The sequence below is a fragment of the Janibacter zhangyanbonis genome (assembly GCF_050507325.1).
In the GTDB taxonomy this organism is placed as follows: Bacteria; Actinomycetota; Actinomycetes; order Actinomycetales; family Dermatophilaceae; genus Janibacter.
Genome location: NZ_CP191481.1, coordinates 878444 through 898493, shown reverse-complemented (window position 1 = coordinate 898493; position 20050 = coordinate 878444). Strand labels below are relative to the sequence as shown.

The following is a 20050-nucleotide window of genomic DNA, read 5'->3' as shown; positions in this document are numbered from 1 at the left end:
CGATCGAATCCTCATGTCCCAGGCGCAGGTGTCCGAGGTCGAGGAGCGATACGTCCTCGACGCCCTGCGATCCGGCTGGGTGGCCCCCCTCGGCCCCCACGTCGATGCCTTCGAGCGCGAGGTCGCCGAGCGCGTCGGAGTCGACCACGCCCTCGCGCTCAGCTCCGGCACGGCCGCGCTCCACCTCGCCCTGCTCCACCTCGGGGCCCGCCCGGGCACCAAGGTCGTGCTCTCGAGCATGACCTTCGCCGCGACGGCCAACGCCGTCGTCTACACGGGTGCCGAGCCGGTCTTCGTCGACGGCGTCGCCGACGACGGCAATGTCGACCCGGAGCTCATGCTCACGGCCGTCCGCACCCTCCAGGCCGAGGGCGAGACGGTCGTGGCCGCCATCCCGGTCGACCTTTTCGGCAGGGCCGTCGACTACTCCGTCCTCGAGCCGGGCCTGGCCGACCTGGGGGTCCCTCTCCTCGAGGACGCGGCCGAGGCTCTCGGTGCCCACGTCGGTGGCCGTGCGGCCGGGTCCTTCGGGACCGCAGCTGCTCTGTCCTTCAACGGCAACAAGATCATGACGACGTCCGGCGGCGGCATGCTCCTCAGCAACGACGCGGAGCTCGTCGACCATGCGCGCAAGCTGTCGACGCAGTCCCGCGAGCCCGTGCCGTGGTACGAGCACACCGAGGTCGGCTACAACTACCGCCTGTCCAACGTCCTGGCTGCGCTCGGTCGTGGACAGCTCGAGCGGCTCGACGGCATGATCGAGCGACGGCGTGCGATCCGCGATCGCTACGTCGACGCGCTCGGCGACCTCCGGGTCCGCTTCCCCGGACGCGATGCCGCCGGCCGCGCCGACGACGGTGACAACTGCTGGCTCACCACCATGGTCGTCGACCAGACGGTGGTTGAGGAGCGACGGAGTGGCCTCGAAACCACTCCGGCGGACAAGATCGTCGACACCATGTCTGCCGCCGACATCGAAGTGCGTCACCTGTGGAAGCCGATGCACCTGCAGCCCGTCTTCGCCCACTGCCGTGCCTTCACCACGGGCGTGAGCGAGGACCTCTTCCGGCGCGGAGTCACACTCCCCAGTGGCCCGGCCCTGACCGACGACCAGATCGACCGGGTGATCGACCACCTCACCCGGGTCCTGACGACAGCGGAGTGAGATGAGCGACTTCAGCGGCGCCACCGTGACCATTACGGGCGGCACTGGTTCCTTCGGCAAGACGATGGTCGAGTACCTTCTGGCCGAAAATGCGGCAACCGTCCACGTCCTCAGCCGGGACGAGGCCAAGCAGGACGAGATGCGGCAGTCGTTGGCGGACTCGCGGGTGAAGTTCTTCATCGGTGATGTCCGCGACCGGCACAGCGTCGACGCCGCCATGGCCGGCAGTGATTTCGTCTTCCACGCTGCGGCGCTCAAGCAGGTGCCGAGCTGCGAGTTCTTCCCCGACCAGGCGGTCAAGACCAATGTCGTGGGCAGCCAGAACATCATCGAGTCCGCCCACGCCCACCGGGTGAAGTCCGTCGTGTGCCTGAGCACGGACAAGGCCGTCTACCCGGTCAACGCGATGGGCATGAGCAAGGCCCTGATGGAGAAGAGCGCCCAAGCCTTCGCTCGCAACAACCCCGGCTCACCCACGACGGTCTCGATCACCCGCTATGGAAACGTCATGATGTCGCGCGGCTCGGTCATCCCGCTCTTCGTCCGGCAGATCCGCGAGGGCAAGCCGCTCACGATCACCGAGCCCCGGATGACCCGGTTCCTCATGTCCCTCGAGGAGTCCGTAGACCTCGTCAAGCACGCCTTCTTCCACGCCGAGCCCGGAGACCTCTTCGTCAAGAAGGCGCCAGCCTGCACGGTGGACACGCTCGCGCGTGCGGTTGCGTCACTCATGGGCGTGGAGCAGCCGGAGATCCGCAAGATCGGGATGCGCCACGGCGAGAAGATGTACGAGACGCTCCTCTCGCCGGAGGAGATGATCAAGGCCGCCGATCAAGGCGACTACTTCCGGGTCCCCCTGGACGCCCGCAGCCTCGACTACTCGAAGTACGTCGAGGAGGGTGACGACGAGACGGCGGACGCGTCCGAGTTCGACTCCGACAACACCGAGCAGATGGACGTCGAGCAGGCCAAGACGCTCATCGCGGCCCTGCCGGAGATGCAGGCGATCATCGAGGGTCGGGCATGAAGGTCGTCCTGACCGGCGCCCGAGGCTTCCTCGGGTGGCACACCAGGCTGAGGATGCACGCCCTCACCACGCACGAGGTGATCCCCGTCGGCCGGGACGAGTGGCAGGGCCTCCCGGCACTTGTCGCGGACGCCGACGCGATCATCCACATCGCCGGGGTCAACCGGGCCGACTCCGACGACGAGGTCCGCGAGGGCAACCGCTCCCTCGCCACCGACCTGGCGACGGCGATCACGCGGTCCGGGCGCCCCCTTCGTGTCGTCTACGCAAACTCCACCCAGGCCGGCAACGGCACCCCCTACGGCAGCGGCAAGGAAGAGGCCGCGAGCATCCTTGACCGCGCGACCGAGGCCGCGGGTGGCACCCTCGTCGACGTCCACCTGCCCAACATCTTCGGTGAGCACGGGCGCCCCCGCTACAACTCCTTCGTCGCGACCTTCGTCCACGCCGTCATCACGGGCGAGGAGGTGACCATCAACGACAACCAAGTGGGCCTGCTCCACGTGCAGGACGCCGCCCAGGCGCTCCTCGACGGGTTGACCGGCGAGGCCGCCGAGATCCATCCCGAGCCGGAGGCACACGGAGTGCAGGAGGTCTGGGACCTGCTGCAGGAGTTCCACGCGACCTATGTGCCGACGGGTGAGATCCCCGACCTGTCGAGCAAGTTCCGCATCGATCTCTTCAACACCTACCGGTCAGCTCTCTTCCCCGAGCACTACCCGATCCAGCTGGTGCCGCACGCGGACCCACGCGGCGCCTTCGTCGAGACGGTGCGGTGCCGCGGCGGCGAGGGGCAGACGTCATTTTCCACGACGGTCCCGGGTATCACGCGCGGTGAGCACTATCACCTGTCGAAGATCGAGCGCTTCGCGGTCATCCGCGGCAAGGGCACGATGGAGCTGCGCAAGATGTTCACCGACGAGGTGATCACCTTCGAGGCCGAAGGGGACTCCCCCGCCGCGGTCGACATGCCCGTCGGGTGGGTCCACAACATCACCAACACGGGTGACGAGGTGCTCTTCACGCAGTTCTGGAGCCACGAGCTCTTCCGCCCAGAGGCACCCGACACCTTCCCCGAGCCCGTTCGCCCCCAGGAGTAGCAACCCATGAAGGTCATGACCGTCGTCGGCACCCGACCTGAGCTCATCCGGCTCTCGCGGGTCCTGCAGCGCCTCGACAGCACCGCGGGCGTCGAGCACGTCCTGGTGCACACGGGGCAGAACTACGACTACGAGCTCAACCAGGTCTTCTTCGACGACCTCGGCATCCGCAAGCCCGACCACATGCTCGGCGTGGACACCTCCTCGCTCGGTGCGGTCCTGGGCGGAACCCTCGTGGCCGTCGAGGCCGTGATCCAGCAGGAGCAGCCCGACGCACTCCTCGTCCTGGGCGACACCAACTCGTGCATCGCCGCGCTCATGGCCCGGCGGATGAAAGTGCCCGTTTACCACATGGAGGCCGGCAACCGCTGCTTCGACCTCAACGTCCCCGAGGAGACGAACCGGAGGCTCGTCGACCACGTCGCCGACTTCAATCTCGTCTACACCGAGCACGCTCGACGCAACCTCCTGGCTGAGGGCCTGCACCCCCGTCGGATCTTCAAGACGGGCTCTCCGATGCGTGAGGTGCTCGATGCCTACCGCGCCGAGATCGTCGCGTCGACGGTGCTCGAGGACAAGGGTCTCTCCGAGGGCGGCTACTTCCTCGTCAGCGCCCACCGCGAGGAAAACGTCGACTCCCCCGAACGGCTCCGGATGCTCCTCGGGTGCCTGACGGCCGTGCACAACGCCTTTGGGCTCCCGGTCTTCGTCTCCACGCACCCGCGCACGCGCAAGCGCCTCGAGGCCCTCCCTGACTGGTCGGAGCCCGAAGGCGTCACCTTCAGCGACCCCCTCGGGTTCCACGACTACAACAAGCTCCAGCTCTCGGCGGCCTGCTGCCTGAGCGACTCCGGGACCATCGCCGAGGAGTCCTCCCTCCTCGGGTTCCCCGCAGTCACGCTGCGCGACTCCATCGAGCGCCCGGAGGCCCTGGACACCGGCGGGATCATGATGACGGGGCTCGATGCCGAGGACGTCGTCACCGCCGTCCGCGTCGCCATGGACTCCGGGTACGGCCGGGACGGCGTCAGCCACCTGACACCGGACGACTACCTCATCGACAACACGAGCGAGCGCACGGTGAAGTTCATCCTCTCCACTGCGCGTCGACACCACTCGTGGGCTGGGATCAGGCTATGAGCCGCCCCTTCTTGGTGGTCGGCGCCATGAAGTCCGGGACGACGACACTGGAATCGCTCCTCGCCAATCATCCTGACGCGAGTATCGCTGTGGAGAAGGAGACCACGGCCTTCGACGGCACGGACAGCGCCGAGGAGGCTGCGGGACGCATCCTCTGTTCCCGAACCGAAGTGGCCGGCGAAGTCTCGACCGGCTACATGCAGTCTCCCTGGGTGACGTCCGACCCACGACAAGCCGTTCGACTGCTCGGTGCGGATCTGCGCGTGCTGGCCGTCCTCCGGGATCCGCTGACCCGTGCAATCAGTCACTGGCGACACTGGGAGCAGCTCGGGAGGAACCCCGCAGGCCTGACCACCAGCCTTACCGACCCCGAGTCGGCCCACGTCGCGTTCAGTCGCTACCACGAGCAACTCGTCCGCTGGGCCGACGTTCTGCCGGAGGGGCAACTCCACGTGCTGCGGCTCGAGGACTACGCGCTCGACCCCCGCGAATGGCAGCGTTCGCTCACGGAGTTCCTCCGGATTGAGCCTCTGCCCACATCTGAGATGGTCACGTCAAATGAGGCGGACACGAGGGTCGTCGCCCGTGGCCTGAGCCAGCGGATCAGCCGCTCGTCCTTCTACCGCAAGGCGATACGCCCGCTGGTCCCGAGCTCCGGGCGCAAGATCGGCACTCGCGTGCTCGGCGGGCAGAAGGGTGGAGGGGCACCCACCGAAACCCCATCTGCCGAGGTCGTGGAGCGCTTCAGATCCCTCATCGCCGCAGACGCCGAGAGGCTGCGGGAACGCTGGCCCCACGCGACCTGGACCGACGAGAGAGGCTAGACAGCAGTGGAATTCTTGGATGCAGAGACCGCCGCCTCCCGGAGGTTGGACGTCGGGGACGTGTACTACACCCCCGAGTACGGGCGTTCCGCGGAACTCATCGACGGCGGCATCTGGGAGTGTGCCGTGTCAGGTGACGGGCTCGTCTTCCCCTACATTCGACGCGAGATCGATGGTGACCTGTACGATATCCTCTCCCCCTATGGCTACGGCGGCGTGCAAGCTTCGTCCCCAGCTGTGCTGGCTGGCTTCCGCAGCGAGTTCCTGGCCACCTCGAAGGAACGTGGCTTGGTCGCCGAGTTCCTACGCGCGCACCCCGTGGACATGACCGATGAGATGCTTGACGCGTGGGGTCCAGACGAGATCACGCGCCACACGACCTTCGGAGTGACAGTCGACGATGACGTCGAGGCCTACTTCGCCCACGCCGAAGGTCGGCATCGGACCGCCGTCCGCAAGGCCGCCAAGAACGACATCCACGTCCACGAGGCCGGTCTCGACTCGACTGCGATTAGCGATACGCCGTTTCGCCGGATCTACGCCGCCACCATGGAGCGGGTCCACGCGTCATCCCGACTGATGCTGGATGACGAATACTTCAGACGGATCTCGGCCCTCGGCCCAGAGCGCCTGTCGGTCCTCGAGGCCAGGACGGCCGACGGCGAGACAGTCGCGGCAGCCATGTTCATGCGGCACGGGCAGCGGGTCCACTACCACCTCTCGGGCGCGACCACCGAAGGGCAGAGGCTGGGCGCGACCAACCTGCTCATAGATCATGCAGTTCGGACACTCGTTCACGACAACGGGTGGCTTCATCTGGGGGGAGGCGTTTCAGAAGAAGACGGCCTGTTCAAGTTCAAGCGGTCCATCGCCAACGTCACCCACTCCATGGCGATGTGCCGCACCGTCGTGAACCGCGACTTCTACGACCAGCTGGTGGTCTCCGCCGGGAATCCACGCACCACATTCTTCCCTGCATACCGAGGGACTTCATGATGGAATACACAACGAAGTCTCAATCCTTCGAAGACTTTCTAGACCTTCTCAACCAGACCCTGGCACCAGTTTTTCCTGCGGTACCCCACACCCCGCATGGTCACCTGACGGGCCAAATTGTGGGCCTTCCACGATCCGGAACCACGATCCTCTACCAGCTCCTCGCGCGAACAAGAGTGGTCGGGTATCCGAGCAATGCCATGGCGCCGTTCTGGAACGCTCCCGTCGTCGGCGCTCGGCTGCAGGCCAAGCTCTCAGAGACGAAACCAACTTTGAGCATGCGGTCACTCGCTGGACGGACGAGTGAACCACTCGACCCCCACGAGTTCGGCTACTTCTGGAGAAGCGCTCTGGGTCACTCGGCTAACACGCTGGAGCCCGACATGACTGCTTGGCCCGCAGCGCGCCTAGGGAGCACTCTCGACGCTATCTCAGAGGCATTCGACGCACCGACAATCTACAAGAACTTTCTGGCGTTGAGTCACGGACCTTGGATGCTCGAAAATCTCCCCCAGGTGAGATTCTTGATTATCGAGCGAGACCTTACACAGGTCGCAAGCAGCCTGCTCGCAGTCCGTCAACGCATTGGTGTTCCCGATGAGGCAATGTTCGGCGTCGACCCCGGCGGAAGCACAGAGGGAGACCTTCCCGAGAGGATCGCCACACAAGTTCGATCTCTCGAAAGACACCGCCGCGACCTGATCAAGTCATCGGGAGAAAAGTGCTTGGTGATCGATTACGACGAATTGTGCGATCACCCGCGAAACACGATTTCCACCATCCTCGACTTCTTGTCCGCAGACTCGAGCGCTGCCGACATCGACTCGATTCCTGAGACTCTCGAGTCCAGTAAGCGATCAACTCCCAGCGACTCCTTCACGAATCAATTCTCTTCGGCCGCTTTGGAGCCCAAATGACGAAGTCCATCGCCCTTGTAAGCCCCGGTCGAACAAGCAGTGGAGGCTCTGCATTCTCGGCAAACCTTGCACGCGAACTTGAACTCATCACTGGTCGACCCGTCCCGCAGGGAAATGTTCCGCCCAACGGACGCGGCGAACTCACTTCTGACGTCTTGGACTGCGATGTTGTCGTAAACCTCGGAGCGAGAGTGATCGGGAGCGGAAAGGTTGACATCTTCTGGCCCCTGAACGTCGCGCCCCTCGACCACGGCCTTGACATCCTGCCACACACCAGCCCACGAAACCGCGCGCGGCATCTCATGCTTCGTACCCGGTTCCGCCAATCTGTCAATCGATCCCACGGCCTAGTGTTCGGTTCCCACTATGCCCGCACGCTCTACATGGCAAAGTACTCGAAGGGCTCACAGCTGCCATACCGCGTCATTCTAGGAGGTTCGCCCTCGATCGAAGTGTTCCAGAACCGACCTCCCACCGACGCGGGGCCATTGATCTTGGTCTGCTCGCACCTGTACCCCTACAAGGGAATTCTCGAGTTCATTGACGCTCTGGCTCTCGCGCGAGAAGAACTCCCGGATGGGACCCGGGTACGCATCGCTGGGGCGGAACGTGACGCCAAGTATTCCGCCGAGGTGCACCGACGAATCCGCGCGTCTGGGCTCATGGATATGGTGGTGGTGGCCAGCGCAAGCGCAGACGAACTGCGCAGCCTCTATCAGGATGCAACCTTGTGCGTCTTTCCGAGCACCTGCGAGAACGCGGGCTCCTTCTCATTGTTCGACGGACTGCACGCGGGAGCAGCGACCCTCTCCTCCGATCGCTCCAGCATGCCGGAAGTCACTCGCGGCGCTACCGCGTTGTGCAACCCTTTTGACACCGACCAGTTCGCTGGGGCTCTCGTAGACCTCCTGACAACCGAAAGCTCGCTGCATGACCTGCGCGAACGAGCCCGCGCGTGGAGCGCCCAAGCTCCGACATGGAGGTCACGCGCCGAAGACTTGTTCCGTTTTGTCGACGAGGTGGCCCGATGACACTCTCCGCAACAGCGCGACGCACCATGCGACGAGCAGCAATCAGCGGCACCGCAAGGGGCGTGCGCTGGACTCACATGAATCGGCGGATTTGGAAACCCAGTCGCGGGGTCGCGGTCCTGTTGCTGCACAACACGCTTGGCCGCCAGGTCACGGATATCCTCAGCCACATCGATGCCAACCGCGAGCTGTACTGCGACTACAAGGCCGTGGAAAATTTGGGGTCCGCGACAGCAACATCGCAGATCGCCTTGTCCTTTGACGATGGCTTCCACAGCAACCTGGCCATGGCTCGCGAACTTCACACACGCGGCATCCAAGCCTGTTTTTATGTACCAACGAATATCATCGGCGCCGACCAGGCCAGAGTAGACAGCTTCTTCCGTCGCCCGCAGATCGAGGGGGTCCTCGACTGGCGCGAACTGGAAGAGATCGCGTCAATGGGGCACATCATTGGGAGCCACTGCAGGGACCATCGCCCGTTGATCGATCAGCCCGACGCGCAAGCCGAGGATCAGATCAAGGGCTCGCTGGCCGTGCTGCGAGACACATTCGGCGATGCCAAACATTTCGCGTGGCCGTTCGGAGCCCTGCGGTATGTGGATGCCGACAAAGTCGCCCGCTGGTGCCGCGAAGCCGATGCGATACCGGCCAGCGGGGTGCGCGGCTTCAATGAAACCCAGCGCTTCGAACGAGAGGGGTACCTCCGTCGCGACGCGGCGGATCCTCGGTGGATAGTCGACGACATCGACGCCTTCCTGATCAGGGATGCACTGCGGTCGTAGAACTCACGACTGCGACACGACAGAATTTTCATCCGCGAGAACAGCTCGCATCGGAGAATGGGCAGAATTCCCGCGCAGGGTGACGTCCGATCGCACCACTGAAATCGCATTGCGCTGCTTCTTGGCGCCCGTGTCGCGAAGGATGTTGCGCCTCAGGTCGATGGCGTCGGAATTTGCGACCAAGATTCCTGCCTTCGCCCACGGGCGACCATCTCCCAAGCGATCCTGACCATTGTCTTCACAGACGTTGTTGATCACGGAGATGTTACGGGTGAATTTGCTCGACCTTGAGCCGATGCAAATTCCAACACTGTCGTTTCTGCGGCAGGTGTTGCCCTCAACCACCCCATCTCTGGACTGCTGCGACACGGTTATTCCGACATCGCCCCCATCCTCAACCACATTTCCTTTGACGACGAATTGGCGACAGCGGTGCAACGAGATGAGATCCGCACCACCGGGTCGCTTTGGGTCGTCGTACGAACTACCTCTTCCCTTCACTCGGTTGTTCGTGACTTCAATATTCTCCAATAGACGGTCGTCATGCCCGTTGATCTGTATGGCTTGGCGCACTTTGCCGGTTTGTGCCGCTGCGCCGAAGTTGCAATCATCTACAACAATTCGCCTCGGCGCTTCCGACTGCGAGCCCACCACCCAGACTGCCCGGTCTCGCCACTGTCGGAACTCGCAGGTCTCGATTCTGACATCTTCGACGGCGCCTCGAACCTGGACGCAACTGCTTTGCCCAGCGAAGGTGGAATCTGTCAAGAGAAAGTCGGAGGAGCCAGACCTGACCACGACACCCGTGCTGGCGCCAGAAGCGGTCACCCGGTTGACACTCACCGTGGTCGCACTGCCTTGAACGGCCACCAGGGCCCTCACCCGGAACTTCCCGGCACGCAACGTCAGGCCTGAGATGGAGATTCGTTCCCCAACGCACATGAGTAGCTGTCCGACGTCGGCCGCGGCCACGATGCTCCCCGCGCCCATCAGATCCACGTCCGAAGGCACGCTCACTGTGCGCTTCAGACGAACAACAACGCCGAGGGGCACCTCTACGGCGAATCCTTCACGGGAGGCCTCATCGAGCGCCCGAGAGAGAGTCGACGCACCATCCGTGGTCACATCGCCGAACGTCCGGACGTCACGCACCACTGGCTGTTGAACGTCGGTGCAAGCGGTGGCAACAAGGCCCACGCCCAGCAGCGCGAGCACGCGACGGGGAACTATCACGCCTCAGTCTCCGAGACGGACTTCCGGGCAGCATGGAATGAGGTCCACCAGACGAACTGGCCAAAGACGCTCACCAATCCGAACCCCCACGCGGCACCCACACCACCCTCCAGGAGGACGCCAGCTGTCGTGCCCAGCAGAAGCATGAGCCCCATGACGAGACTGCTTCTCAACGTCTCGCTACCTCGCTCCAGGACCCGAAGCCCGATGCGTGGCCCTTGGCTAGCGGCCGTACCGAGGACCCAAAGTCCTGTCGGCACGATCAGCTCACGCGCGATCGGCCAGTTTCGCCCCGCCAGGACTTCGCCGGCTCTTGCAGGGAGCATCAACAGGATGGCGCAATAGACGACGACCACCACCGCAAGCACGCCACTTGTCGCGAAGACCACGGAGTCCAGGCCCCGCCGCCCTCTTCGGCGATAGCCGCGCGCACCCTCGGGAAGGGCGTAGGAGTTGGAGGCCGTGATGAGTGTCGTGAGAGGCGTGATGACGGTTCGTGACGCACTCACCATTCCGAGCGCTGCTGCGCCGCCGATAGTGCTGATCAGCGCTTGGCTCGCTCTACCCGTTCCCTGCTGCGCCAACTGCGCTCCCGCCAAGGGCACTCCCAACTGCCGTTGCCCGCGCAACCACTGCATACCTTGAGACCAACTCGCCACAGATCGGGCCTGGACGGACCCCAACACCAGCGCAGCTGCCGCTCCCGCTCCCCAGCACAACAGAAGTGCCCAGGGCTCCCGCCAACTTGAGTGCCAGATCAGTGCCACGCTCAGTCCGGTGACGATGAGGGCCGTTACATCGTTCGCTGCTGCCGCCATCTGCCGACCATCGGCCAACAGCACGTAGCGATACGCATCATGCTGCAGGAGGAAGGGAACCATGGCGGCGGCAGCTCCCAACATCAACCACATGGAGTCCAATGCCAAGGCGCTGAGCGCCAGAGTGATTGCCGTGGGAACGGATACGATCGCCGACGCTCCCAACGTAGCCGGGGCCGCCGACCGGGCCGATCCCTGGTACTGAACGACCAATGGCTCCAGGGCCAAGGATCTGACAACAATGATGATGAGCGTGAGAATCGCATAGAGCAGCGCGAAGGAGCCCACCTCCGACAGCCCGAACCAATGAAGCGAGGCCACCAGGATTGAGAAGTTCTGCAGGCTAGATGCTGCTTGATCCAGCGCGGCACCGACTGCGCGTCGCGAAGCGCTCACAGTCAGGCACCGGAACGCGCAGCGAGGCGTTGCCGCGATGACACTGCGGATCTCGCAGATTTCGCAGACTTTGCCGCGATGCGCCTAGCTTTCCGGCGCAACCGAGCATCCAGCCATATGAGTGGCGCCAGGAGAAGGATGGCTTGCCCCGCCGCCGAGAACGCCTGTCCAATCGCAACGCCCATGATCGCCTTCCCGAACGGGAGAACAACCATGGCGTAGACCAGCACGTAGGCGATTCTTCGTCGATTGATCGCCATGGCGCGTCGCTCAACCCATCCGAGGAGCAAGCCCACCAGTCCAGCCAAGACCACCGCAAGAACCCGGCCGAAATTCCATACCAGTTCTGCGACGAGTCCGGGTGGGACGCCTGTCTGACTCAGTCCGTAGATCGACTTTCCGATAATAGGACCCGGTGAAACCACCGGCTTGTTCGGCCAGACGGACCGAGGAACAGGAGCAAAAATGTAGTTGGCGATGGTGGCGCCCCGCTGCAGGGGGAGTTCATTCGGAACAGCCTTGGTGATGTGCAGCGTCTTGCTGAGGTCGAACGCGTTCCTGTTCAGAAGTCCACTGTCGACGCCAAACGCGAGCGACGCCGAATTCCCGGTCTGACTACCGCCCTGAGCACTCGAACGTGCCGCGGAGAGTGCACCGATGCCCAGCACCACGGCCAATGCGGCCGCTACTACGAGAGTCGGGGGGATGCGGCCACGGATCAGGCGCACGACAAGCAGGCAGCCCAGAGTGACATACAGAAGGTCGGATCGCGTGGTGGTGATCCAGTTGATGGCGAAGGCGTTCACTGTCAGAACCGTGAGCGCGATCAGAGTCACCGGAGTCCACGGGTCCTTGATGGACAGACGATAGGCGAGGAACAGGAGCAGCGCCACGGTGCCCGCTCGCGCCAGAAGTTCCAACAAGCCGTGGCTTTGATAGCCAGACTCTCCTGTGTATACCGTCCGGCGCGCTGCAATGTCTGCCCCTGCCCCCCCGATCGCGCGAAAGTACAGGAATGTCGCGACAGCTCCCACCAGAGCGTACGCGCCAATGAGGGCCTGAAATGCCTCTCGAGGCACATGACCCTCGGCCAAGCCGAAGGCGTCGTCGGACCTACGGGCATCCATTTTCTTGAAGCCGACGGACGCCATGTATCCGAGGGTCAGGGTCAACAGGCACGCGAGGGTGAGCACCGCCTCCGGAAGGAGGTTTTCCAGTGGCACGCCGAGGGTGAACAGGTTTGTCAGAACCGTGCGATCTGGGTACCCGAAAGCGATGGCCAGCCCCCGTGCGCTCGCGCCAATGGTCACCACCAGGGACAGAGCGCCCCAGAGAGAGAGCCATGGGACAAATCCGAGGACAATCGGCATATGTGAGATCACACCGCAGGCAATCCCTATCGCTGCGTATCCCCACGTGCCGTTGTGGCTGTACATGACCACAGCGACAACGAGCAAGAACACGTCAATGGCAGCAACGGCCCCCCGAAGAAGTACGTCTTGGCTGCTGGGCCCTCGCGAACCGGTTGACGCCGTCGATGCCGCGGCCACTGGTTATCCGTTGATCATCCCGGCTCCGACAGTTACGCCAGAGGCCTCGTCGATGAGGATGAAGGAGCCCGTGGTCTTGTTCTGCTCGTAGGAGTCCACGAGCAACGGCTGGGTCACCCGCAGATTGACGCGACCGATCTCGTTGAGCAGGAGCTCGCCGGCGTCGGGGTCACGATGCAGGGAGTTGACGTCCAGCCGGTACTGGATGTCCTTGACCATCGTGCGTGCCGTCTTGGTGGTGTGCTTGATCGCCAGCTTTTGACGGGGCCGCAACGGCGTCGGAGACATCCACGAGATCATTGCATCGATGTCCTGGACCGGCTGCGGCTGGTTGTTGACCCGCGCGATCATGTCACCGCGGCTGACGTCGACGTCGTCGGTGAGGCGCACCGTGACCGACATCGGAGGGTAGGCCTCGTCGACCTGCTGGTCGTAGAGGTCGATCGCCTCGATGGTGCTCGTCATGCCGCTCGGCAGGACGACGACCTCGTCACCCGGCTTGAGCACGCCGCCCGCGACCTGCCCCGCGTACCCGCGGTAGTCGTGGAACTCGTCCGACTTCGGCCGAACGACGTACTGGACGGGGAAGCGGACGTCCCGCAGGTCACGGTCGGAGGCGATGTGGACGTGCTCGAGGTGGTGCAGCAGGCTCGGACCCTCGTACCACGGCGTGTTGTCGCTTCGCGTGACGACGTTGTCGCCCTGAAGCGCCGAGATCGGGATGACCGTGAGGTCGGGGATGTTGAGCTTGCTCGCGAAGGCGGTGAACTCCTCGTCGATCCGCGTGAAGACCTCCTCGTCGAAGTCGACGAGGTCCATCTTGTTGACGGCGAGGACGAGGTGGGGGACGCGCAGCAGAGACAGCAGCACGGCGTGGCGACGGGACTGCTCGGTCAGACCCTGACGCGCGTCGACGAGCACGAGCCCGAGGTCGGCCGTCGATGCGCCCGTCACCATGTTGCGCGTGTACTGCACGTGGCCCGGGGTGTCGGCGATGATGAACTTGCGCTTGGGCGTCGCGAAGTAGCGGTAGGCCACGTCGATGGTGATGCCCTGCTCGCGCTCCGAACGCAGACCGTCGGTCAGCAGAGCGAGGTCGGTGTAGTCGAAGCCCTTGTCCTGGCTCGTCTTCTCGACCGACTCGAGCTGGTCCTCGAAGATCGACTTGCTGTCGAGCAGGAGGCGACCGATGAGGGTCGACTTGCCGTCGTCGACGGAGCCGGCGGTGGCGAAACGAAGCAGATCCATGCGTCGCTCTTCCATCAGAAGTAGCCCTCCTTCTTGCGGTCCTCCATGGCTGCTTCGGAGAACTTGTCGTCGCCGCGGGTCGCGCCGCGTTCGGTGATGCGCGAGGCAGCAACCTCGTCGATGATCTTGTCCACCGTGTCGGCGGCGGACTCGAGGCAACCGGTCAGGGTGAGGTCACCCACCGTGCGGAAGCGGACCTGACGCTCGGCCACGGTCTCTCCCTCGCGGCAGGGGTTGAACTCGCTCTCGCTGAAGAGCATGCCGTTGCGCTCGAAGACCCGACGCTGGTGGGCGAAGTAGATCGACGGGATCTCGATCTGCTCCCGGCCGATGTAGTGCCAGATGTCGAGCTCGGTCCAGTTGCTCAGCGGGAAGATCCGCATGTGCTCGCCCTCGTGGAGACGACCGTTGTACAGCGACCACAGCTCGGGGCGCTGGTTCTTGGGGTCCCACTGGCCGAACTCGTCGCGGTGCGAGTAGACCCGCTCCTTGGCCCGCGCCTTTTCCTCGTCGCGTCGACCACCACCGAAGGCTGCGGAGTAGCCCTCGGTCTCGATGGCGTGGAGCAGCGTGCCGATCTGCAGCCGGTTGCGGGGCGTCTTGCCGTCGTCGACGACCACGCCGTCGGCGATGGCCTGCTCGACCGAGGCAACGTGCAGCTTCAGACCGAGCCGGTCGACCCAGGAGTCACGCGTCGCGAGGACCTCCGGGAAGTCATAACCCGTGTCCACCTGGAGGACGGGGAAGGGGACCTTGGCGGGGTAGAAGGCCTTCTCGGCCAGCCGCAACATGACGATCGAGTCCTTGCCACCGGAGAACATCAACACCGGCTTCTCGAACTCGGCCGCCACCTCGCGGAAGATGTGGATGGACTCGGCCTCCAGCTGGTCCAGCTGGCTCAGCCGGTAATCGGCATGCGTCGACATCTGCTCTCTCACAGCGCGGGGACATTGGGTGCGGGCTCACCATAGCCGTTACGCAGCGCGACCTCCTCCGCTGGCCTACCCACCGGACGCCCCGACGCACGCAACCTGCCACAATGCGTCCGTGACAGGACCCGCACGCCCTCACCAGCACTGCCCTCCCTTCGACGAGCTCGACGCTCTGGAGCGGCTGCGCATCAGGGCCACGAGCCCCACCCACCCCAGGCTCCCCCTGCCTGCTCAGGTCGTCGAGGCATCACGCGACACCGGGTTGGAGATCGTCGACCCCGAGGGCGTCCCCATCGCGCTGTACGGCCCGGACCAGGTCGACGCCCAGGGCGCGCACGGCACTCCGGAGTGGCTCGGCAACCCGTCACCACGACCCTACGAGCGCCACTACCTCAGCCCGGCCCAGGTGCGGGCCAGCACGAGCGAGGCCACCCTGACCGTGGTGGTCGACAGGCGGCTCACCCGCAAGGACATCTCCGAGGTGCGTCGGGGCAGCGGTGGCCGAGACGTCCTCCTGCTCGTCCTCGCCGGGCCGACCATGTCGCCCTACACCCGGGGGGTCACGCTGATCCGGCAGAGCCTCGAGGTCGCCCGTGGCATCCCCGGCAGCAAGGTCGTCGCCGTCCCGCTCGACCCTCGGCCCGGCCGGACGGCCCAGTCCCTCGTCGACGAGGTCGTCACCGCATATGCACCGGGTCCGGTGGCCTGGCTCGGCCCGCACCCGACGAGCATCACCAGCTCGGAGACCTTCGACCGGACCGGCGGCTCCGGCGGGCTCGTCCTCTTCTTCACCGGCCTGTCGGGCTCAGGCAAGTCCACCATCGCCCGCGCCGTGCGTGAGGCCATCCTCGAGGAGGACGGCCGGCCGGTGTCGATCCTCGACGGCGACGTCGTACGGCGGCACCTGTCCGCCGGCCTGTCCTTCAGTCCGGAGGACCGCGAGACCAACATCCGGCGGATCGGGTGGGTGGCCGCGGAGATCGCTTACCACGGTGGCGTCGCGATCTGCTCCCCCATCGCGCCCTACGAGTCGACGCGCCAGGCCGTGCGGTCGATGGCTGCCGACCGCGGCGGGGACTTCGTGCTCGTCCACGTGAGCACCCCGGTCAGCGAGTGCGCGCGTCGCGACCGCAAGGGCCTCTACGCCAAGGCTGCGGCAGGCGAGATCAAGGACTTCACCGGGGTGAGCGCCCCCTACGAGGCCCCGACCAACGCCGACCTCGACCTCGACACCTCGCAGCTGAGCGTCGAGCAGGCCCGCGACCGCGTCCTCGACCTCCTGCGTGAGCGCGGGCACCTCACCGAGGCCGACGAGCCGGAGTGGATGATCTGATGGGAGACGTCCCCTCCCTGCTGCTCGTCGCCTTCAGCGTCGGCATCGTCATCGGTCTGACCGGGATGGGTGGCGGAGCCCTCATGACCCCCGCCCTGATCTTCCTCGGGGTCCCCCCGACCACTGCCGTGGCCAACGACCTCGTCGCCGCCTCGGTCAACAAGAGCGTGGGCGCGGCTGTGCACTGGCGCTCGGGGTCGCCCAACCTCCAGCTCGCCAAGTGGCTGATCATGGGGTCGCTCCCCTTCGCCTTCGCCGGCGCCTGGATCGTCGACGGTCTCGGCGACCACGAGACCCAGCAGTCCTTCCTCAAGCTGGCCATCGGCGTGACCCTGATCCTCACGGCCAGCACCTACATCATGCGGATGTACCTCGAGCTCGCTCGAGGGATCCTCGACGACCCGGACGCCCCGGACCCGGCGGTGCGCCCCCTCCCCACGCTGCTCGTCGGCGCGCTCGGCGGGCTGCTCGTCGGGATCACGAGCGTGGGCAGCGGCTCGCTGATCATGGTCTGCATGGTGCTGCTGTACCCGACGCTGTCGGCCGTCAAGCTCGTCGGGACCGACCTCGTCCAGGCGATCCCGCTCGTCTTCGTCGCGTCGATCAGCCACGTCATGGTCAACGGAGTCGACTGGTCGGTCCTCATCCCGCTGATCCTCGGCGGGGCGCCCGGCACCTTCCTAGGTGCCAAGCTCGGGAACATCGTGCCCCAGTCCGTCACGCGCCGGGGCATCGCGATCGTTCTGACCCTCACGGGTCTAGCCATGCTCGGGGTCCCACCGACCTGGGTGGGCCTGATCGGGGGCGGGCTGCTCATCCTCGGCCCGGTCGGCTGGGGTGTCCTGCGACGCATGCACGGGGTACCGGCCTTCGACCACTTGCCCATCGGACGAGGCACGGACCACGTGTCCGACACGGTGCGACGCTAGTCCGCCCGACCGCCTGCATCGGCGTCCCGGTCGAGCACGGACGAGACCGTCGCCACGATCCACCGCAGGTCCTGACGCAGGGACCACGTCTCGATGTAGCGCCGGTTGAGCCGCACCTTCTCCGGCCAGATGACCTCGCGGTTGTACCGCTCGGGGTCCTCCACGGCCGCCAGCAGGTCTTCCTCGTGCCGGAAGTGCACCGACGCCGGACCGGTGATGCCCGGGCGGACCGTGAGCACCACGCGGTCCGCCCCCTGGAGGGCGTCCGCCCACCCAGCGACGTCGGGGCGCGGACCGACGAGACTCATCTCCCCGCGAACGACGTTGACCAGCTGCGGCAGCTCGTCGATCTTCAGTCGGCGCAACCACGCACCGACGCGGGTGATCCGCGGGTCGGAGCCGGCGGTCACCGTGGTCGTCACTCCCTCGACGCGACGCATCGAGCGGACCTTGTGCACGTGGAAGGGGCGCCCGTCGCGACCGATGCGCTCCTGCGAGAAGACCCCCCACTCCCGCGTGCTGACCGTCGCAGCAAGGACACCGAGTGCCATGGCCGGGGAGGTCACGACGAGCACCGCCCCACCCACCACGAGGTCGAAGGCGCGCTTGCGCCGCGCCTGAGCCGGGCTGAGGCCCCGTGGCTCAGGCATAGCCGAAGCGGGACAGGGTCGGGCCGCCCAGGGCCTCCAGGCGGGCGACGGCCTCCGGGCCGAGCTGAGCACGGCCCTTGCCGACGCTGCTCGTCATCACCTGGCCGACCTCGGTCTCACCAAGCCGGTCACCGATCCCCATGAAGTCGAGGCACCGCCGGGTGCCCTCGGACGGGTCCGCGACGTAGTCCTCGTAGCGCACCTCGAGCACCCGGTCGTCGTCGAGAGCGGCGACCGCGTCAGCCGTCTGCTCCACGCAGCGCTGCCACTGGATGAAGGCGAGTTCCTCCAGGGGATGCGCGCGCTGCAGGTCGTGGAAGTCGTGGGGACGAGGACCCCACCAGGTGCTCACCTTGAGGTCGCTGGCCGTCGAACGGGCATCGCCAGACGTCCGCTGCCGGACCCGCTTCGCGACGAAGTCGCGCAGGTGGCGCGGGAAGTCGGTCGGTGGGACGTAGCGCACCTTCTTCAGGGTGTAGGCGAGGTCGAACTCGGCATTCCAACGCTTCATCGTCGACGCGGTCGCGTCGAGGCCGTCACGGCGGATGAAGATGAACTTCGCCTCTGGCAGAGCCCGTGCCACGAAGGGGACCCGCAGGCTCGTCGCGCAGGTCTTCTCGACGACGACGTCCGCGCGGTCCTTGCGCGCCCGTCTCTCGAACTGGCCACGCAGGTAGGCCGACGACCGATCGGCCCGCTCTGCCGGGATCTCGTCGTGCTCGATATCGAGGTTGCCGTGCTTCCACACGAAGTTGATCTCGTCGCAGGGCCACGTGGAGACGCCGGGAGCCGATGTCAGGACGTCACGCAGCATGTTGGTGCCGGAGCGCGGCGCCCCGACGATGATGACCTGCTGAGTCACGATCTCTCCTTGTCGATCTCGGCGAGCAGAGTGCTCCACCTGTCCATGGCAGCCTGCTGTCCGAAGGCCATGGTCGCGTACTCGGCCACGCGGCGTCGCCTCGAGGCCATCTGGTCATCGGCCAGGTCCTCGGCCGCTGCTCCCAAGGCCGCGACGATGGCACGCTCGTCCCCAGCCGCCGCGGTCCACCCCAGACCGTGCTCGACCACCGTCCGGGCGAGCTCGCTGTCCTGCTCGCACACGACGAGCAGGGGCAGGCCCTCCCCCGCGTAGGTCGCGGTCTTGCTCGGGTAGGCGAAGCGTACGACCTGGGGCACGAGAGTCACGAGGCCCAGGTGCGCGGTCCCCATGAGCGCCTTCGCCGCGCTCGGCGGCCCCTGCGGGACGAAGGTGACCTCGACACCCGGACGGGCTTCGAGCGCCCGGGCCGCGCGCTCGATCTCGGGACGTGCTCTCCCTTCGCCCATGAAGACCATCTCGACGCGCATGTCGTCGGGGAGGCCCGCGAGCGCCTCGACGACGGCGTCGAGACCCTGGAAGCGCCCGAGGTTACCCGTGAAGACGATGCGGAGGACGCCCGGTGCGGGGTCGTCGAGGGGCGAGGCGACCGTCTCCTCGAAGTCGGGGAGCGACCAGTTGTTGAGCACGACCACCTTGTCCGCCAGCCGCGCGTCCCGACGCACGACCGACTGCCGCATGTCCTCCGACAGGACGACGACCCGGCTGGCCCGCCGCATCGTGGCGAGGTCCAGGCGCGCCAGCACGCGGTAGATGACCGGGTTGGCGAACTCGCCCGACAGGCGGCCGATCTCCGGGTGGAGGTCCATGCAGTGGTAGACGAAGTGGGCCCTCCGCAGGCGCGCGGCGGCCGACACGGCAACCCCGAGCGTCACCTGCGGGACCGTCGAGCACATGACGACATCCGGACGACGGCCGACGAGGATCCGGGCCGCCACGAAGAGGGGGAAGACGACGAGGTTGGCCAGCTGGCGCCACCCACCGGCCCGGTCGCGCAGGACCGGGACACGACGGATCCGAACCCCGTCCAGGGTCTCGGTGCGAGGGCGCTGGTCACCCTCCGATGCGTAGGAAGGCTGACCGGTCACGATGTCGA

19 protein-coding genes are annotated in these 20050 nt (G+C 65.7%); 11 read left to right on the top strand and 8 right to left on the bottom strand.

Annotation, left to right across the window (positions count from 1 at the left end; genetic code table 11):
* Nucleotides 1-13: 13 nt before the first annotated feature.
* The 9 genes from ACQBJO_RS04465 to ACQBJO_RS04425 are packed head-to-tail and all read left to right on the top strand — an operon-like array spanning nt 14 to nt 8985.
* Entirely contained in the window at nt 14-1165 is a 1152-nt protein-coding gene (locus ACQBJO_RS04465; RefSeq protein WP_430407151.1) for a DegT/DnrJ/EryC1/StrS family aminotransferase, read from the top strand.
* A gap of 1 nt (nt 1166) precedes the next feature.
* Complete coding sequence (locus ACQBJO_RS04460; RefSeq protein WP_421007008.1) at nt 1167-2192, top strand: SDR family NAD(P)-dependent oxidoreductase; 1026 nt, start codon at nt 1167-1169, stop codon at nt 2190-2192.
* On the top strand, nt 2189-3292 hold the full coding sequence (locus tag ACQBJO_RS04455) for an NAD-dependent epimerase/dehydratase family protein (RefSeq protein ID WP_421007009.1): 1104 nt from the start codon (nt 2189-2191) through the stop codon (nt 3290-3292). Before ACQBJO_RS04460 ends, ACQBJO_RS04455 begins: the two co-directional genes overlap by 4 nt.
* Nucleotides 3293-3298: 6 nt before the next feature.
* The gene (gene wecB, locus ACQBJO_RS04450; protein ID WP_421007010.1) at nt 3299-4432 is read left to right on the top strand and encodes a non-hydrolyzing UDP-N-acetylglucosamine 2-epimerase; all 1134 of its coding nucleotides are present in this window, start codon (nt 3299-3301) and stop codon (nt 4430-4432) included.
* On the top strand, nt 4429-5256 hold the full coding sequence (locus ACQBJO_RS04445) for a sulfotransferase domain-containing protein (protein ID WP_421007011.1): 828 nt from the start codon (nt 4429-4431) through the stop codon (nt 5254-5256). The genes wecB and ACQBJO_RS04445 overlap by 4 nt, the downstream gene beginning before the upstream one ends.
* 60 nt (nt 5257-5316) lie before the next feature.
* Nucleotides 5317-6252 (top strand): GNAT family N-acetyltransferase, encoded by a 936-nt coding sequence (locus tag ACQBJO_RS04440; RefSeq protein ID WP_421007012.1) that lies wholly within the window; start codon nt 5317-5319, stop codon nt 6250-6252.
* Nucleotides 6249-7169 carry a sulfotransferase gene (locus tag ACQBJO_RS04435; RefSeq protein WP_421007013.1) on the top strand — a complete coding sequence of 307 codons (921 nt, stop codon included), beginning with the start codon at nt 6249-6251 and terminating at the stop codon, nt 7167-7169. The genes ACQBJO_RS04440 and ACQBJO_RS04435 overlap by 4 nt, the downstream gene beginning before the upstream one ends.
* Nucleotides 7166-8200 (top strand): glycosyltransferase, encoded by a 1035-nt coding sequence (locus ACQBJO_RS04430; RefSeq protein ID WP_421007014.1) that lies wholly within the window; start codon nt 7166-7168, stop codon nt 8198-8200. Before ACQBJO_RS04435 ends, ACQBJO_RS04430 begins: the two co-directional genes overlap by 4 nt.
* Nucleotides 8197-8985: a polysaccharide deacetylase family protein gene (locus ACQBJO_RS04425; protein WP_421007015.1), complete on the top strand. Its 789-nt coding sequence runs from the start codon at nt 8197-8199 to the stop codon at nt 8983-8985. Before ACQBJO_RS04430 ends, ACQBJO_RS04425 begins: the two co-directional genes overlap by 4 nt.
* A 3-nt stretch (nt 8986-8988) precedes the next feature.
* Here the strand turns inward: ACQBJO_RS04425 and ACQBJO_RS04420 are convergent, their stop codons facing one another.
* From ACQBJO_RS04420 to cysD, 5 genes are all read right to left on the bottom strand, one after another.
* The gene (locus ACQBJO_RS04420; RefSeq protein WP_421007016.1) at nt 8989-10200 is read right to left on the bottom strand and encodes a right-handed parallel beta-helix repeat-containing protein; all 1212 of its coding nucleotides are present in this window, start codon (nt 10198-10200) and stop codon (nt 8989-8991) included.
* Between the two features lie 14 nt (nt 10201-10214).
* Entirely contained in the window at nt 10215-11432 is a 1218-nt protein-coding gene (locus ACQBJO_RS04415) for a hypothetical protein (RefSeq protein WP_421007017.1), read from the bottom strand.
* 2 nt (nt 11433-11434) lie between these two features.
* Nucleotides 11435-12868, bottom strand: coding sequence for a hypothetical protein (locus ACQBJO_RS04410; protein ID WP_421007018.1), 1434 nt, complete (start codon nt 12866-12868; stop codon nt 11435-11437).
* Nucleotides 12869-12985: 117 nt separating this feature from the next.
* The gene (cysN, locus tag ACQBJO_RS04405; protein ID WP_421007019.1) at nt 12986-14230 is read right to left on the bottom strand and encodes a sulfate adenylyltransferase subunit CysN; all 1245 of its coding nucleotides are present in this window, start codon (nt 14228-14230) and stop codon (nt 12986-12988) included.
* 14 nt (nt 14231-14244) lie between these two features.
* Nucleotides 14245-15156: a sulfate adenylyltransferase subunit CysD gene (gene cysD, locus ACQBJO_RS04400; protein WP_421007020.1), complete on the bottom strand. Its 912-nt coding sequence runs from the start codon at nt 15154-15156 to the stop codon at nt 14245-14247.
* A 121-nt stretch (nt 15157-15277) separates the two neighbouring features.
* On the opposite strand from cysD, the gene cysC reads away from it, so the two are divergent.
* A complete protein-coding gene (cysC, locus tag ACQBJO_RS04395) occupies nt 15278-16495 on the top strand; it encodes an adenylyl-sulfate kinase (protein ID WP_421007021.1) in 1218 nt (405 codons plus the stop codon).
* The gene (locus ACQBJO_RS04390; protein WP_421007022.1) at nt 16495-17424 is read left to right on the top strand and encodes a sulfite exporter TauE/SafE family protein; all 930 of its coding nucleotides are present in this window, start codon (nt 16495-16497) and stop codon (nt 17422-17424) included. Before cysC ends, ACQBJO_RS04390 begins: the two co-directional genes overlap by 1 nt.
* Here ACQBJO_RS04390 and ACQBJO_RS04385 read toward each other — a convergent pair.
* Genes ACQBJO_RS04385 through ACQBJO_RS04375 form a run of 3 tightly spaced genes read right to left on the bottom strand, consistent with a single transcriptional unit; the run spans nt 17421 to nt 20042 of the window.
* A complete protein-coding gene (locus ACQBJO_RS04385) occupies nt 17421-18074 on the bottom strand; it encodes a sugar transferase (protein ID WP_421007023.1) in 654 nt (217 codons plus the stop codon). The genes ACQBJO_RS04390 and ACQBJO_RS04385 overlap by 4 nt on opposite strands.
* Nucleotides 18067-18936, bottom strand: coding sequence for a sulfotransferase family protein (locus ACQBJO_RS04380; protein ID WP_421007024.1), 870 nt, complete (start codon nt 18934-18936; stop codon nt 18067-18069). The genes ACQBJO_RS04385 and ACQBJO_RS04380 overlap by 8 nt, the downstream gene beginning before the upstream one ends.
* A complete protein-coding gene (locus ACQBJO_RS04375; protein ID WP_430407150.1) occupies nt 18933-20042 on the bottom strand; it encodes a glycosyltransferase family 4 protein in 1110 nt (369 codons plus the stop codon). The genes ACQBJO_RS04380 and ACQBJO_RS04375 overlap by 4 nt, the downstream gene beginning before the upstream one ends.
* Nucleotides 20043-20050: the final 8 nt, after the last annotated feature.

What these genes read in the sequence shown, in the direction of transcription:
- ACQBJO_RS04465 (WP_430407151.1), top strand. Translation starts at nt 14, where the DNA reads ATGTCCCAGGCGCAGGTGTCCGAGGTCGAGGAGCGATACGTCCTCGAC.
- ACQBJO_RS04430 (WP_421007014.1), top strand. Translation starts at nt 7,166, where the DNA reads ATGACGAAGTCCATCGCCCTTGTAAGCCCCGGTCGAACAAGCAGTGGA.
- ACQBJO_RS04455 (WP_421007009.1), top strand. Translation starts at nt 2,189, where the DNA reads ATGAAGGTCGTCCTGACCGGCGCCCGAGGCTTCCTCGGGTGGCACACC.
- ACQBJO_RS04410 (WP_421007018.1), bottom strand. Translation starts at nt 12,868, where the DNA reads ATGTACAGCCACAACGGCACGTGGGGATACGCAGCGATAGGGATTGCC.
- ACQBJO_RS04390 (WP_421007022.1), top strand. Translation starts at nt 16,495, where the DNA reads ATGGGAGACGTCCCCTCCCTGCTGCTCGTCGCCTTCAGCGTCGGCATC.
- cysD (WP_421007020.1), bottom strand. Translation starts at nt 15,156, where the DNA reads ATGTCGACGCATGCCGATTACCGGCTGAGCCAGCTGGACCAGCTGGAG.
- ACQBJO_RS04445 (WP_421007011.1), top strand. Translation starts at nt 4,429, where the DNA reads ATGAGCCGCCCCTTCTTGGTGGTCGGCGCCATGAAGTCCGGGACGACG.
- ACQBJO_RS04425 (WP_421007015.1), top strand. Translation starts at nt 8,197, where the DNA reads ATGACACTCTCCGCAACAGCGCGACGCACCATGCGACGAGCAGCAATC.
- ACQBJO_RS04385 (WP_421007023.1), bottom strand. Translation starts at nt 18,074, where the DNA reads ATGCCTGAGCCACGGGGCCTCAGCCCGGCTCAGGCGCGGCGCAAGCGC.
- wecB (WP_421007010.1), top strand. Translation starts at nt 3,299, where the DNA reads ATGAAGGTCATGACCGTCGTCGGCACCCGACCTGAGCTCATCCGGCTC.
- ACQBJO_RS04460 (WP_421007008.1), top strand. Translation starts at nt 1,167, where the DNA reads ATGAGCGACTTCAGCGGCGCCACCGTGACCATTACGGGCGGCACTGGT.
- cysN (WP_421007019.1), bottom strand. Translation starts at nt 14,230, where the DNA reads ATGGATCTGCTTCGTTTCGCCACCGCCGGCTCCGTCGACGACGGCAAG.
- ACQBJO_RS04435 (WP_421007013.1), top strand. Translation starts at nt 6,249, where the DNA reads ATGATGGAATACACAACGAAGTCTCAATCCTTCGAAGACTTTCTAGAC.